The 14,394-nt window shown below is 56.9% G+C and carries 11 protein-coding genes and 1 tRNA gene; 6 read left to right on the forward strand and 6 right to left on the reverse strand.

Annotated elements, in window-relative coordinates; genetic code table 11:
• Nucleotides 1-188: 188 nt before the first annotated feature.
• Entirely contained in the window at nucleotides 189-3,806 is a 3,618-nt protein-coding gene (locus GOX73_RS04895) for a vitamin B12-dependent ribonucleotide reductase (RefSeq protein WP_171124894.1), read from the reverse strand.
• 530 nt (nucleotides 3,807-4,336) lie between these two features.
• Between GOX73_RS04895 and GOX73_RS04900 the strand changes: the two genes are divergently transcribed.
• Nucleotides 4,337-4,774 (forward strand): hypothetical protein, encoded by a 438-nt coding sequence (locus GOX73_RS04900; protein ID WP_171124892.1) that lies wholly within the window; start codon nucleotides 4,337-4,339, stop codon nucleotides 4,772-4,774.
• Nucleotides 4,775-4,781: 7 nt separating this feature from the next.
• Here GOX73_RS04900 and GOX73_RS04905 read toward each other — a convergent pair.
• The 4 genes from GOX73_RS04905 to pdxH all read right to left on the reverse strand — a co-directional run bounded on the left by GOX73_RS04905 (nucleotide 4,782) and on the right by pdxH (nucleotide 6,632).
• Nucleotides 4,782-4,858 (reverse strand) — tRNA-Pro (locus GOX73_RS04905).
• Nucleotides 4,859-4,901: 43 nt separating this feature from the next.
• On the reverse strand, nucleotides 4,902-5,267 hold the full coding sequence (locus GOX73_RS04910; protein ID WP_371808566.1) for a DUF192 domain-containing protein: 366 nt from the start codon (nucleotides 5,265-5,267) through the stop codon (nucleotides 4,902-4,904).
• Nucleotides 5,268-5,377: 110 nt separating this feature from the next.
• Nucleotides 5,378-5,905: a cold shock domain-containing protein gene (locus GOX73_RS04915; protein ID WP_171121541.1), complete on the reverse strand. Its 528-nt coding sequence runs from the start codon at nucleotides 5,903-5,905 to the stop codon at nucleotides 5,378-5,380.
• A 121-nt stretch (nucleotides 5,906-6,026) separates the two neighbouring features.
• Nucleotides 6,027-6,632: a pyridoxamine 5'-phosphate oxidase gene (pdxH, locus tag GOX73_RS04920; protein ID WP_171124890.1), complete on the reverse strand. Its 606-nt coding sequence runs from the start codon at nucleotides 6,630-6,632 to the stop codon at nucleotides 6,027-6,029.
• A gap of 135 nt (nucleotides 6,633-6,767) precedes the next feature.
• On the opposite strand from pdxH, the gene fabI reads away from it, so the two are divergent.
• The 5 genes from fabI to trpE all read left to right on the forward strand — a co-directional run bounded on the left by fabI (nucleotide 6,768) and on the right by trpE (nucleotide 12,757).
• The gene (gene fabI / locus GOX73_RS04925; protein ID WP_171124888.1) at nucleotides 6,768-7,574 is read left to right on the forward strand and encodes an enoyl-ACP reductase FabI; all 807 of its coding nucleotides are present in this window, start codon (nucleotides 6,768-6,770) and stop codon (nucleotides 7,572-7,574) included.
• 4 nt (nucleotides 7,575-7,578) lie between these two features.
• On the forward strand, nucleotides 7,579-8,088 hold the full coding sequence (gene gpt / locus GOX73_RS04930; protein WP_170413262.1) for a xanthine phosphoribosyltransferase: 510 nt from the start codon (nucleotides 7,579-7,581) through the stop codon (nucleotides 8,086-8,088).
• Nucleotides 8,089-8,134: 46 nt separating this feature from the next.
• The gene (locus tag GOX73_RS04935; RefSeq protein WP_171124886.1) at nucleotides 8,135-9,310 is read left to right on the forward strand and encodes an aminotransferase; all 1,176 of its coding nucleotides are present in this window, start codon (nucleotides 8,135-8,137) and stop codon (nucleotides 9,308-9,310) included.
• An 82-nt stretch (nucleotides 9,311-9,392) separates the two neighbouring features.
• The gene (locus tag GOX73_RS04940) at nucleotides 9,393-11,234 is read left to right on the forward strand and encodes a peptidyl-prolyl cis-trans isomerase (protein WP_171124883.1); all 1,842 of its coding nucleotides are present in this window, start codon (nucleotides 9,393-9,395) and stop codon (nucleotides 11,232-11,234) included.
• A gap of 11 nt (nucleotides 11,235-11,245) precedes the next feature.
• Nucleotides 11,246-12,757 (forward strand): anthranilate synthase component I, encoded by a 1,512-nt coding sequence (gene trpE / locus GOX73_RS04945; RefSeq protein WP_171124881.1) that lies wholly within the window; start codon nucleotides 11,246-11,248, stop codon nucleotides 12,755-12,757.
• A 36-nt stretch (nucleotides 12,758-12,793) separates the two neighbouring features.
• Here the strand turns inward: trpE and GOX73_RS04950 are convergent, their stop codons facing one another.
• Complete coding sequence (locus GOX73_RS04950) at nucleotides 12,794-14,278, reverse strand: divergent polysaccharide deacetylase family protein (RefSeq protein WP_371808567.1); 1,485 nt, start codon at nucleotides 14,276-14,278, stop codon at nucleotides 12,794-12,796.
• Between the last annotated feature and the right edge of the window lie 116 nt (nucleotides 14,279-14,394).

A 14,394-nucleotide genomic window follows, 5' to 3' on the forward strand; every position in this document is an offset into this window, starting at 1 on the left:
CACCCGTCCCGTGAAAGAGTGGGAAAGAGCAATATTCCGCCCCACCCTGTTCCCGGTCGACACGGGCATGTCGACCGAGTGGAGCAAGGCAGCTTGGGTAAGTCTCAGTGCCTTGCTCCGTATTCGTCGGGACCGGATATCCGGGGGGAAGATCGCGGTCCCTACACCCCGTTGCCGGGGCGCTTGCCTTAGCTACACCCGCTTGTTGCCCCGCAAGTGTTGCATTTCATGCAGGTGCCGTTCCGCACCAGCGTATAATTTCCGCACTCGCCACAAGGATCGCCCTCATAGCCTTGCATCTTGGCTTTGGTCCGGGCGTCCATTCCGGTTGCGACGGCGGTTTCCGCGACAGGGGCCTCAAACGCCGCAGCAGCTTCGGCCATACCGGACAAATCCGCTTGGGGATTGAACACCGCCAGATCCTGCGGCAACCGCTTGCGCAGATACCCTGTCGAACTGATTTGTTTCAGCACTTCCAGCGACTTGGATGCCGCAGTATCAGTGACTTCGGAGACATTCGAGACACCTTCTTCCTCACCGCGGCCCAGATCGTCGAAAGTTGCACCTTCGGGCTTTACGTGGGCCAGATCGGTGCGATCCAGATAGCTGACGGCCAGTTCGCGGAAGATGTAATCTAAGATCGACGTCGCGTTCTTGATCGAGTCGTTGCCCTGCACCATCCCCGCCGGTTCGAACTTAGTAAAGGTGAAGGCATCCACAAACTCTTCCAGCGGCACACCGTATTGCAGGCCAACCGAGACCGCGATGGCAAAGTTGTTCATCATCGCCCGGAATCCAGCACCTTCCTTGTGCATGTCGATGAAGATTTCACCCAATTGCCCGTCTTCGAACTCACCGGTGCGCAGGTAAACTTTATGGCCTCCTACGATCGCCTTCTGGGTATACCCTTTGCGGCGATGCGGCAGCTTTTCGCGATGGCTGCGGATGACTTCCTTGACGACCACTTTCTCGATGACCTTTTCGGCCAACACGGTGGCTTTTTCCTGCGGCGAGCCGCTTTCCAGAACTTCGGCCGCCTCGTCGTCATCCTCGACCAGCGCAGCCGCCAGCGGTTGCGACAGTTTCGAGCCGTCGCGATAGAGCGCGTTGGCCTTCACACCCAGCGACCACGACAATTCGTAAGCCTTCTGGCAATCCTCGATGGTCGCGTCATTCGGCATGTTGATCGTTTTCGAGATCGCACCCGAGATAAAACTCTGAGCCGCGGCCATCATGGTGATGTGGCTATCAACCCCAAGGAAACGCTTGCCTTTCTTGCCGCATGGGTTGGCACAATCGAAGATCGCATAATGCTCTTCTTTAAGGTGCGGAGCACCTTCCAGCGTCATGGTTCCGCAGACATGGTCGTTGGCTGCGTCGATATCGGCCTTGGTGAACCCAAGGTGACGCAGCAGGTCAAAGGTTGGGTCATTCAGCTTGGTCGCTGGGATTCCCAGAACACCCGTGCAGAAATCTTCGCCCAGCGTCCACTGGTTGAAGACGAACCGGATGTCAAAGGCGCTTTCCAGCGCAGCGTCCACTTTCGCCAGCTCGTTCGGACCAAAGCCGTGACCAGTCAGCGACGTATGGTTGATCCCCGGCGCGTTGCCGATGGTGCCATGGCCTACCGCATAACCCACGATCTCTTCGATCTGCGCCGAGGAATAGCCCAGCTTTTCAAGCGCCGACGGCACTGAGCGGTTGATGATCTTGAAGTAACCGCCACCCGCCAGCTTTTTGAATTTGACCAGCGCAAAGTCCGGCTCAATCCCCGTGGTGTCGCAATCCATCACCAGCCCGATGGTACCGGTCGGCGCGATCACGGTGGCCTGCGCGTTGCGATAGCCGTTCTTTTCGCCCAAGCTTAAGGCATCATCCCAAGCGGACATTGCCAGATCGACCAAACGCTTATCGGGGCAGTTGCCGTGATCCAGAGGCACCGGCTTCACGGCCAGCTTTTCATAGCCCGTCGTGACGCCCTGCGACGCGCGGCGGTGGTTACGAATAACACGCAGCATGTGGTCCGCGTTCCGCTCGTATCCCTTGAACGGCCCCAGTTCACCCGCGATCTCGGCCGAGGTCGCATAGGCCACGCCGGTCATGATCGCGGTCAGTGCACCACAGATCGCCCGACCCTCATCCGAGTCATAGCTGTAGCCCATGTTCATCAGCAGACCGCCGATATTGGCATAGCCGAGACCCAAGGTACGGAAGTCAAAAGAAAGCTGCGCGATTTCCTTCGACGGGAACTGCGCCATCGTCACCGAGATTTCCAGCGTCAGGGTCCACAGGCGCGCCGCATGCATGTAGTCGGCCGCCTGAAACTCACCATCCTTGAGGAAGGTCAGCAGGTTCATCGACGCCAGGTTACAGGCCGTATCATCCAGGAACATATACTCGGAACACGGGTTCGAGCCGCGAATCTCACCATCCTCGGGGCATGTGTGCCACTCATTGACGGTGTCATGGAACTGAATACCCGGATCGGCACAGGCCCATGCAGCGTGGCCGACCTTTTCCCACAGATCGCGCGCCTTGACGGTCTTGGCGACTTGGCCATCGGTCCGATTGATCAGCTCCCAATCGGCGTCTTTCTCGACCGCAGTCAGGAACGCGTTGGTCACGCGGATCGAGTTGTTCGAGTTCTGACCCGAAACCGAGCTGTAGGCTTCGGAATCCCAATCCGTATCATAGGTGGGGAATTCGATGCTGTCGTGGCCCTGCCGCGCATAATCCAGCACGCGCTTGATGTAAGTCTCGGGGATCGCGACCTTTTTTGCCTCGCGAACCGCTTTCTTCAGGCTGTCATTCTTGTTGGGATCATACGCATCGTCCTGCGCGCCGTCCCATGAGCGGATGGCCTCGAAAATGCCGTTCAGCATCTTCTCGTGCATCTTCGATCCGGCAACGATCGAGGCCACCTTCTGCTCTTCGATCACCTTCCATTCGATGAATTGCTCGATGTCCGGGTGATCTGCATCGACGATTACCATCTTTGCTGCTCGACGGGTTGTCCCGCCTGATTTGATCGCGCCAGCGGCGCGGTCGCCGATCTTGAGAAAGCCCATAAGGCCCGAGGACTTGCCGCCACCCGACAGCGCTTCGCCCTCTGCACGCAGATGGCTGAAGTTGGTCCCGGTGCCCGAGCCATACTTGAACAGGCGCGCCTCGCGCACCCACAAATCCATGATGCCGCCTTCGTTCACCAGATCATCATCGACGGATTGGATGAAACACGCGTGCGGCTGCGGATGCTCGTAAGCAGACTTCGATTTTGTCAGCTTTCCGGTTTTATAGTCGACATAGTGGTGACCTTGCGCAGGACCGTCGATGCCGTAAGCCCAATGCAAACCGGTGTTGAACCATTGCGGGCTGTTCGGCGCGGCGCGCTGAGTGGCCAGCATATAGCGCATCTCGTCGAAATAGGCGCGCGCGTCTTCCTCGGTCGAGAAATAGCCGCCCTTCCAGCCCCAATACGCCCATGCACCTGCCAAGCGGTCAAAGACCTGCTTGGACGACGTCTCACCGTCGAATTCAGCGCCATCGGCAGGCACCGAGCGCCACAGGAATTCGGGAACGTCTTTCTCTTTAACCTTTTTCAGCTTGGACGGAACACCGGCTTTGCGAAAGTACTTCTGCGCAATGACATCGCTTGCGACCTGGCTCCAGCTGGCAGGAACTTCAATGTTATCCAGGCGAAATACTATCGTCCCGTCTGGGTTCCGAATCTCGGACGTTGCAGACACAAAGTCCAGGTCCGCATATGCATCCTGCCCCGATGTAGTGAATTTTCTGTCAATCTTCATGTCCGCCGCCCTAGATTCAATCAACTTATTCTTTGGTTTCAGGTCCGAAACTGTAGACCTTCGACCGCGCCAGAAATTTGGGCGCAAAAGACCGTTCGCTGCCTATGACAGCGCAACCCGTCCAAACGGTTGCACGTTAGTATAGCTGTGCTTTCCGACCCTCGCCCTGTACCATCTCTGGATTTACTACCAGATTTAGTGGCACCACCTTCGGCCCATACAAGTTGACGCATTCAGCCATAGATCGTCAACGTCATTTTTCGGTCATTTTTTGAATCTTTACTGTTGACCGGTTCGCATTCGAACACTCTCGAACTTTGGTGGCCGATTCCTCCACAGCTTCATCCACCACTCTTGGCCGATGAACTCATGTTTGGGAGAACCAATTAACTGTGTTGCCAAGTATGGTTATCGGCATTTGATAAACCCGCGCTATGATTGCCGTGTCAAAAAAGAATCGGTGCAAGGACGGTCATGAAGAAAAACTCAGTCGAAAATTTTTGCAGGCCAAAAATTGGGCAAGCAGTCTGATGAGACGGCTTGGATTGGTTCCTCTGATTGGCCTGATCGTGGCCTGTGCACCACAAGATGTGCCCCTTCCATCGCGCAGCGCGCAATTCGAAAACTATCCAGAGCGCTTGTTTAAAACCTTTGAAATTGGATGCGACGGGCCCGGCGAACAGTTTCAACGGCTTGGGAATCGGGTTTTTGAATGCTCCGAATTGCTGCCCCCGGATAAGACGGCTTACCTGATTCTCAACTACGACGGTTACCCGCAGGATCTTCCCACCAGTGTCATGCGGCTGACATCGACCAAGAACTCAACCGGGTACCGAGTGGATGCTGATTTGTATTTTGACGTACCGCGACGAACAGGACCTGCCGTTCAGGTCCCTGTGGAAAGCGAAACGCTGGATAAGGCGCTGACAGCGCTTTATCAGGCTATGGGTGGATCACCAGCGATTTAAGAAGAAGTGGTCGGGGCGGCAGGATTCGAACCTACGACCCCCTGTACCCAAAACAGGTGCGCTACCAGACTGCGCCACGCCCCGGACCGTGCGCCTTCCTAACGATGCCTTTCTGATTTGAAAAGCCCTAACAGGGCCAAATTGCGGGACCTTGTGCAAAAATTTCGTGCTGCACCTCGGTTCCCGGCGTAATCGAATACCGCGCAGACAGCCCGGCATTGATTTCCAGCACCGCAAACACGGAATCACCGCCTTCAATCGGCGTCAAATCGCCAGGAACAGCGCCCTGATGAATGTGTGTGATTACACCTGCCCGGTCGATGAAAATGATATCGAGGGGAATCAGTGTGTTCTTCATCCAGAACACAACAGGTTGTGGAGGATCGAAAACAAAAAGCATGCCCGACCGTGTCGGCAGTGATTCCCGGAACATCAACCCACGGGATCGCTCTTGCGGCGTGATGGCGAGTTCGACATCAAAACCCGCCTGCATCTTGTCATTCTTCAGGTTAACGCGATCTGCACGGCACGCGGCCAGCGCATCTTCGGTCCATAGCAGAGAGATAAAAGCAAGAACCGTGAGAAACCTGAGCATTGTCCGACTTATTCGTCCAAAGCCGCTTCCCAGGCTAGCACCTGAGCCGCCATACGCCCGCGCTTGCCGTCGATAACGCGCATCGCCAACGCCTCTCCGGGCTGAAGATCAGCCAATCCGGATCGACGTAGAACCTCGATGTGAAGGAATACATCTTCGTCGCGCCCAAAGACATTCGCAAAGCCAAAGCCTTTGCCCTTATCGAACCACTTCACGCGCGCAGCTTCCAACGGAGCTTGCGCGATCACCACTGGATCGAGCTCGGCAAAATCGGCAAGCATCATCGAGTCGGTACGCACCGGCGGGTCGACGCTGACCACTTCAACCGCCTGAACACCACGATCGGTGCGATGCGTCATAATCTCGATTCCCGCGCCGTCAGCTACCGAGCTTTGGCCGAAATTGCGCAAAACATTTACATGCAACAGAATATCAGGACCGCCCTCATCAGACACAACGAATCCGTACCCCTTGGCGGGATCGAACCATTTTACGTGTCCACGGACGCGGTACATGCTGTTCAGGTCTTCTGGCACAGTGTTTCCATCGCGAGTTTTAGCACTTCGTTAAGAGTTCGATGTGTATGGGAATGGTCTGCAATTTCAAGCCGAAAAAATCCTTTATTCTCCGAGTCTTGCATTTCACGATACGCGAACGTCATGGATTCAGCCTTTGAATTTGCCAGGGCGAGCCCGAATGATCGCGTTGCCATCGAAACCGATCGTGCAGTCGAAACGCTCCGTCCGCCCAAAACTCGATCTCGACCGGCTCCAGCCTGTAACCACCCCAGAACGGAGGGCGCGGTGGATTCGGCCCCAGTTTCGCCGTTACTTTGGCAACCTCAGCCATCAAAGCCGCGCGACTACTCAGAGGCTGCGACTGCTTCGATGCCCAGGCCCCCAAACGGCTTTTTAAAGAACGGGAAGCATAGTATTCGTCTGCCTGCGGCCCACTCTCGCGTGTTATTGTACCACGAACTCGGATTTGACGCCGCAAAGATTTCCAATGCATCACAAATGCGGCTTTGCCAGCACTGTCGAGCTCAGCAGCTTTGGTGCTTTCATAGTTTGTATAGAAAACAAAAGCGTTCTGTTCGATCTCTTTCAACAGAACCATGCGCACGTTCGGCAAACCAGAATCATCCACGGTTGCCAAGGCAATCGCGTTCGGATCGTTCGGTTCGCTATCCTTGGCCTCGTCCAACCACCGCGCCGCGATAACAAACGGATCGGTGCCGGCGAAAATGCCGTCTCGTTCGTTCATTTCCATCCCCTGGAAACTCTTGCCTTCCACCCTAGGGCGAGAACCCGCCTCGGGCAAGAGCGCGCGGCCTTGATGCCGCGCATCCAATGGCATAAACCATCTCAACATGACGCGAAGACAGGCGGAGAACCGAACATGTCAAATCAGTTGATGGCCGGAAAGCGCGGCCTCATCATGGGACTGGCCAATGATAAATCAATCGCTTGGGGAATTGCCCGTGCATTGTCAGAAGCTGGAGCAGAGCTGGCTTTTTCCTACCAAGGGGACGCGCTGAAGAAACGCGTCGACCCTTTGGCGGCGCAACTCGGCAGCGAAATCGTGCTGCCCTGTGACGTCAGCGATGAAGAGTCAATCGACGGGCTTTTCACGGCGCTGTCGGAAAAGTGGGGCAAGCTGGACTTTGTCGTTCACGCCATTGGGTTCTCGGACAAGAACGAACTGCGCGGTCGTTATGTCGATACATCGCGCGCAAACTTCAAACTGACGATGGATGTTTCGGTCTACTCCTTCACTGCCGTCATGCAGCGCGCCGAAAAGATGATGTCTGAAGGCGGCAGCGCCGTCACCCTCACATATTATGGTGCCGAACAGGTTATGCCGCATTACAATGTCATGGGCGTTGCAAAGGCTGCGCTGGAAGCTTCTGTAAAGTACCTGGCCGAAGATCTTGGCAAGGACGGCATCCGGGTCAACGCGATCTCGGCCGGCCCCATCAAGACACTGGCCGCCAGCGGCATTGGCGATTTCCGCTATATCATGAAGTGGAACGAATATAACTCGCCCCTGCGCCGCAACGTGACAATCGACGACGTGGGCAAGTCGGCCCTTTACCTGTTGTCAGATCTCAGCAGCGGCGTGACCGGCGAAAACCTGCACGTGGATTCGGGATACCATATCGTCGGCATGAAGGCTGTCGACGCGCCAGACGTTGAGAAGGGTTAACAGCATGAGCGCCAAGGACCGTCTGCCCCACGAAAAAGGTTTTCACATCAGCTGGGATCAGATCCATCGCGATTCCCGTGCTTTGGCGTGGCGTCTGGACGGGCAAGGCCCCGACGACGGCGCATGGCGCGCTGTGGTTGCCATCACGCGTGGTGGCATGGCCCCTGCGATGATTGTCAGCCGTGAACTCGACATTCGAACCGTCGATACCATCAGCGTGCGGTCCTATCACCATCAGGAACAAGGCGAGGCCGAAGTGCTCAAGGCTCCGGACGCGGATTTGATGGGCGACGGAACCGGCGTTCTGATCATCGACGATCTTGTCGACAGTGGAAAAACGCTGGAGCTGGTACGCGCGATGTATCCCAACGCCCATTTTGCGACCGTCTATGCCAAACCCAAGGGTCGGCCAATGGTGGACACCTTCATCACCGAAGTCAGCCAGGACACCTGGATTTTCTTCCCGTGGGACATGGCCCTGCAATATGTCGAACCCTATCGAGGAACCGACTGACGCCAACAGCAATAACACTCAGTTTTCCAACGGTCAGAGAATACAAATGCCCCGGACACGCACTGCCTCAACCTTCGCGCCACCGGTGATGGAGGCGAGGCGTTGGCTAGACGGCGTGGAATTCCCCGAAGATCGCCCGCTTATCAACGTCAGTCAGGCAGCCCCGGTTGATCCACCGCCACTGGCTCTGCGACAGGCAATGGCAGAGTTCGCGATTTCCGAAGATGCGGCCCACCTTTATGGGCCGGTGCTGGGCAATACGAACCTGCGAGATGAACTGGCAGGCCAGATCAGCGCACATTACGATGCAAAGGTTCACCCGGATCAGGTCGCAATAACCTCGGGGTGCAATCAGGCATTCTCAGCGGTGATATCAGCGATCACGGATCAAGATGATGAGGTGATCCTGCCAACCCCTTGGTACTTCAACCACAGAATGTGGCTGGATATGGCTGGCGTGCGTGCGGTTGACCTACCGACCGGCGACGACCTTCTGCCCGACCCTGATGCGGCCCGAGCGCTGCTGACCGATAAAACCCGGGCAATTGCGTTGGTTACTCCCAACAATCCGGGCGGCGTTGAATACCCTGCCGATCTGGTGTTGGCCTTCTACCAGCTATGTCGTGACGCTGGTATCCGGTTGATCGTGGACGAAACCTATCGTGACTTTGACAGCCGCAGGGGGCCGCCGCACGATTTGTTTCAGCAGCCGGGGTGGGAAAAAACTCTGGTGCATCTCTATTCGTTCTCGAAAGCCTACCGGCTGACTGGCCACCGTGTTGGTGCAATCGCCACCGATGTCGCGCTTTTGGCTGAGATTGAAAAGTTTCTGGATACCGTTACGATCTGCCCCGGTCAGATCGGCCAGTTCGCAGCACTTTGGGGAATGAAGAACCTTCCAGAATGGCTTGCGGGTGAAAGACAAGAAATTCTGGACCGGCGCGCTGCCATTCAGGAACTGCTGCCTGTGTTAACGGACAAGGGATGGCGTCTGCTTGGGCTTGGGGCCTATTTCGCGTATTTTGAGCATCCGTTCGACATTCCGTCTGACGAGCTGGCCCGTCGTCTGGTGCCAGAGGCCGGTGTGCTTTTACTGCCTGGCACCATGTTCATGCCCAAAGGCAACCCAGCAGGAAAACGCCAGGTACGCATCGCATTCGCCAATCTGGATCGCACCGGGCTGGGACAATTGTTCGATCGGCTACGTACCCTTTCCTTCTGAGCTTGCCCCCCGGCGGTACGCGTCGTATTCAGGGCCGCAACCGACGGGGCAGTAACCTGCCAAAAAGCACAAAGAGGGCAAAATGGCCGCAGGCATGAAAAACCTTTCGAAGACCTTTGTCTGGATATTGATGGGCCTTCTGATGCTGGGTCTGGCAGGGTTCGGAGCAACCAGCCTGACCGGAACAGTTCGGACAGTGGCGCAGGTGGGCGACGAGGATATCTCGGTCAACGAATATGTGCGCGAGCTTCAGCGAGAAATCCGTGCCGTCGAAAATCAGACCGGTCAACCGCTGCAAATGTCCCAAGCGATTGAGATCGGATTGGATCAGCTTGCCCTATCTCGCCTGACCGCGTTGGCCGCGATTGATAACGAAGTTGGCTTGCTTGGCATTTCGATCGGCGACGAGAACCTGCAAAAGGAAATTCTGGCGATCCCCGCCTTTCAGGGTGTTAACGGCACATTCGACCGCGAGGCCTATCAGTTCCAGCTTGAACAGGTCGGCATGACCGACACAGAGTTCGAGACCGACCTTCGCAAGGAGTCGGCCCGTACCATCGTACAGGGCGCAATCATGGGTGGTATTGAGATGCCGCAGGCCCTGACCGATGTCCTGACGGATTTCATCGGCGCACGGCGCAACTTTACCGTTGCTACGCTGACACCTGATGCCCTGACCACGCCGGTTGCCGACCCGACGGACGCGCAGGTGCAAGCGTACTATGATGAAAATTCCGACCAATTCACCCTGCCCCGCACCAAGCAGCTAACCTATGCAATTCTGTCACCTGACATGCTGTTGGACAGTGTCGAGGTTGACGAGGATTCGGTTCGCCGCCTGTATGACCAGCGCTCGGCTGAGTTTTTGCAACCCGAACGCCGCTTGGTCGAACGCCTTCCCTTCCCGTCCGAGGAAGAAGCAAAAGACGCAATGGCGCAACTTGAGGTCGGCGGCACGTCTTTCGAGCAACTTGTTCGCGATCGCGAGCTTGAACTCAGCGACGTCGATCTTGGCGACGTGACCCGCGAGGATTTGGAAGGTGCCGCCGACGCCGTTTTCGCGGCAGAACTGGATACCGTCGTCGGACCTTTGCCGTCGGTTTTCGGCCCTGCCTTGTTCCGGATCAACGGATCGCTTGCTGAAAACAACACCTCTTTTGAAGACGCCGCCCCGATCCTGCGGGAAGAACTGGCAGCAGATCGCGCCCGCCGTCAGATCGAGGCGCAATCCGAAGACATCAATGACTTGCTGGCTGGTGGCGCCACATTGGAAGAACTGGTTGCGGAAACCGAGATGCAGTTGGGCCAGATCGACTGGACACGCCAGAGCGAAGACGGTGTTGCCGCCTATGAAGGTTTCCGTGCCGCCGCCGAGGCAGTTCAAGATGGTGACTTCCCCGAGGTTGCTTTTCTGGAAGATGGCTCGATCTTTGCGATGCGCCTGAACGAAGTGCTGCCCCGCCGACCTGAACCTCTGGACACAGCCCGCGAACGCGTGGCCATGGCGTGGACCCTGGCCGAAACCGGCAAAGCCCTTGAAGAACAGGCAAACGTGGTTCTGGAACAACTGAAGGAAGACGGTGACTTTACCGCTACGGGTCTGCCGTTCCGGGTGGAAAATGCCCTTACCCGCACGGCCTTCCTTGATGACGTGCCTGCCGACTTCATGACGCAGGTATTTGAGATGGAGCCGGACGAACTGCGGGTAGTTCCCGGCGCGGGAACCGCCCTGATCGTGCGTCTGGATGAGCTGTTGCCGCCAGATGAGACTGACGAGCTACGCCAGGCGCAAGAGGCATTGGCCGCACAGTTGAATCAAGCTCTGGCACAGAACATTTTCGACGTTTACGTCCGCGATGCACAGGTGCGCGCGCGCCCCGTCGTGGATCAACGTGCCCTGAACGCCGTGCAAGCGAGCTATTAAAGAGACCAAAGATGGCCCTTACCCCAGAATTCGACAGTTTCGCGCGCGCTTACGAGGCGGGTGAAAATCAGGTCGTTTACACGCGTCTTGCCGCTGATCTGGACACTCCGGTATCGCTGATGCTGAAGCTGACCGGCGCGCAAAAAGATGCATTTATGCTGGAATCGGTGACTGGCGGTGAAGTCCGTGGACGGTACTCGATCATCGGTATGAAACCTGACCTGATCTGGCGATGCCAAGGTGAAACCTCGGCCCTGAACCGCTCGGCCCGGTTCGATCCCGAAGCGTTTACCCCGCAAGATGGCAACCCAATGGACAACCTGCGGGCGCTGTTGGCGGAAAGTCGGATTGCCTTGCCCGAAGACCTGCCGCAGGCCGCTGCTGGATTGTTCGGGTATCTTGGATATGACATGGTTCGTCTGGTCGAATATTTGCCCGATGTTAACCCGGACCCGCTTGGCCTGCCGGATGCGGTCATGCTGCGCCCTTCGGTCGTTGCTGTGCTCGACGGGGTCAAGGGCGAGGTAACCGTCGTGTCGCCTGCATGGGTCAGCGAAGGACAATCTGCGAAAGCGGCCTATGCTCAGGCGGCAGAGCGCGTTATGGACGCGGTGCGCGATCTTGAACGCGCCATGCCTGCCGAAACACGCGATTTGGGGGATGCGTCCGAGGTCGCCGCGCCGGTATCCAACTTTACCAAATCCGGCTATATGGAGGCCGTTGAGAAGGCCAAGGAATATATCCGCGCAGGCGATATCTTTCAGGTCGTTCCCGCGCAACGCTGGACGCAGGATTTCCCGCAGCCGCCCTTTGCGCTTTACCGGTCCTTGCGGCGCACAAACCCGTCGCCCTTCATGTTCTACTTCAACTTCGGTGGTTTTCAGGTTGTTGGTGCCAGCCCCGAGATTCTGGTCAGGGTGTTCGGGGATGAGGTTACAATCCGCCCGATCGCCGGAACCCGTCCGCGTGGCGCGACCCCCGAAGAGGACAAGGCCAACGAAGTGGATCTGCTGGCCGACAAGAAAGAGCTTGCTGAACACCTGATGCTTCTGGATCTGGGTCGCAACGATACCGGTCGGGTCGCAAAGATCGGCACTGTGCGCCCGACAGAAGAGTTCATCATCGAACGGTACAGCCACGTCATGCACATCGTATCGAACGTTGTCGGTGAACTGGCCGACGACAAAGACGCATTGGACGCGTTTTTTGCGGGAATGCCGGCTGGCACGGTCTCGGGCGCGCCCAAAGTGCGGGCGATGGAAATCATCGACGAACTAGAACCTGAAAAGCGCGGAATTTACGGCGGCGGCGTGGGGTATTTCAGCGCAGGCGGTGACATGGATATGTGTATCGCGCTAAGAACGGCAATCGTGAAAGACCACAAACTCTATATTCAGGCAGGCGGCGGTGTTGTCTACGACAGCGACCCCGAGGCCGAATTCATGGAGACCGTCCACAAGTCGAACGCGATCAGGCGCGCAGCCGCAGATGCCGCGCGATTTACCGGCACCGGGAACAGTTAAGCCAGAGGCCAATCGCGGATTGGCCTCGCAACAGTGTTATTGAACTTCTTGCATCATGACTGCTGAAATTGGCGCCATGGCGACCCGACCACCGCGATCTTCCAGCCCCCACAACAGCAGGGCTGAGATCGTGTCGGGCCGCAACCTGCCAAGCATAACGACGGTTCCTTCCTGACCAGCGCGAAACGCGGCCTGATCCAGAAAACGCCGCATGATTTTCGGGTCCTGACGGGCGCCATCTATGTCACGAAAGATCACGCCCGACGGGATACCATTTCGCGCAGCCAGTTTCTGCACTGTGTTCAGACCATTATCCTGCGTAATCAACCCACGCCCTGTGCCACCTGCAATCGCAGCGACCTGATCTGCGAGTTTTCTGTTGCCCTGAATTCCTGTCTCAACACCTTCGAGAATACCAACGGTTTCGGGCAGCATATCCAGCCATACAGACAAAGAGACCTCGGCATCCTGTGCGCTCGCCGCCTTGGGCAAATCTGCCATGGCCAATACCTCGAACCCTGCTGCACGGTGCTTAGCCATCTTTTCGGCAGCGTCCGGATCAGCGGGGCTGATGGCAAAACTGATTGGGTACGGGAAATCCTGCAGCGCTTCGGCACCAAACGCACCTTCGTCGTCAATCAGAATGATGGACATCAAGGGTTTCGCTTCGGGATTTTCAAACTCAGCCGAATACGCTTCGATCGGTTTTCCCGTGGCAACAACGGTTCCGTCAGCCGATTCAACAATCGGTGCGTCATCACGCTCGGTCAAGGGCACAATCCGCTTGCCGACCGAATTCGAGCTTGCATCAGTCTGCTCTCCTCCGATCTGGGGAACAGACGCAATTCGCGGCAGTTCGGCCGGCGCGACCTCTTCCTCACCTTCAACTGCGATCGGGTTATCCTGCGGAAGGGTTTCGTCCTGATCCAGCGTTTCGGCATCTGCGATTTCGTCGCTCTGATCCTGAGGAATTTCTTCCACTTCGGCCTCTTCCACTACAGGCGCAGGAGGTTCAGGGGACTGTTCAGCCACCTCCGGACCCGTTTCTTCCAACGGCGTATCTGGCAACGGTGCAGGTGCTTGCGGCGCGATAGGCGCTTCGGTCGACACGGTCACATCCTGTGCTTCGGTCGGCTGTGTCGCCTGTTCCACCTGAGTCGCCGTATCGTTGACCTGAGGCTGCGTGTCTGTGGCGGTTTCCGCCTCATCCAAACCTGCTAATGTATCGGCCTGTTCCTCGGCCGGTTCAGCGTCTTGCGGTGGAATTTTGACAAGCCCGGCATCGGAGACGCTTTCTTCCACCTCCGAGTCGCTTGAAACTGATTCCACCGGCGCCGGTTCCGGAGCGTCCTCGGCGACAATGGGTTTTCTGGTCAAAGGTGTATTCAGGGACAAAACTGCACCAAGCAGTAACACAACGACCGCGCCTGCGATCATTCCACCCATAAATCCGCCCATAACAATTGCCTCTCGTCTAATTCCTGCTTCGACCGCCAGTGTGCCATCTTGCGCAGCACTCACCTGCCGGTTCGTCAAGAATGGGATGTCCTCTTGACGCTGCCCCGCAAGCCTGAGCATGTATGTGCAAACATTATATCGCGGCTCGGGGCTGCATCACCAGCCCGAAATGCCCAATC

Origin of the sequence: Ruegeria sp. HKCCD7221 (assembly GCF_013031225.1) — a bacterium.
Taxonomy (GTDB): Bacteria; Pseudomonadota; Alphaproteobacteria; order Rhodobacterales; family Rhodobacteraceae; genus Ruegeria.

Bases quoted from the DNA above. Each gene is read 5' to 3' on its own strand.
- GOX73_RS04895 (WP_171124894.1), bottom strand. From the start codon at position 3,806: ATGAAGATTGACAGAAAATTCACTACATCGGGGCAGGATGCATATGCG.
- GOX73_RS04900 (WP_171124892.1), top strand. From the start codon at position 4,337: ATGAGACGGCTTGGATTGGTTCCTCTGATTGGCCTGATCGTGGCCTGT.
- GOX73_RS04910 (WP_371808566.1), bottom strand. From the start codon at position 5,267: ATGCAGGCGGGTTTTGATGTCGAACTCGCCATCACGCCGCAAGAGCGA.
- pdxH (WP_171124890.1), bottom strand. From the start codon at position 6,632: ATGAACGAACGAGACGGCATTTTCGCCGGCACCGATCCGTTTGTTATC.
- fabI (WP_171124888.1), top strand. From the start codon at position 6,768: ATGTCAAATCAGTTGATGGCCGGAAAGCGCGGCCTCATCATGGGACTG.
- gpt (WP_170413262.1), top strand. From the start codon at position 7,579: ATGAGCGCCAAGGACCGTCTGCCCCACGAAAAAGGTTTTCACATCAGC.
- GOX73_RS04935 (WP_171124886.1), top strand. From the start codon at position 8,135: ATGCCCCGGACACGCACTGCCTCAACCTTCGCGCCACCGGTGATGGAG.
- GOX73_RS04940 (WP_171124883.1), top strand. From the start codon at position 9,393: ATGGCCGCAGGCATGAAAAACCTTTCGAAGACCTTTGTCTGGATATTG.
- trpE (WP_171124881.1), top strand. From the start codon at position 11,246: ATGGCCCTTACCCCAGAATTCGACAGTTTCGCGCGCGCTTACGAGGCG.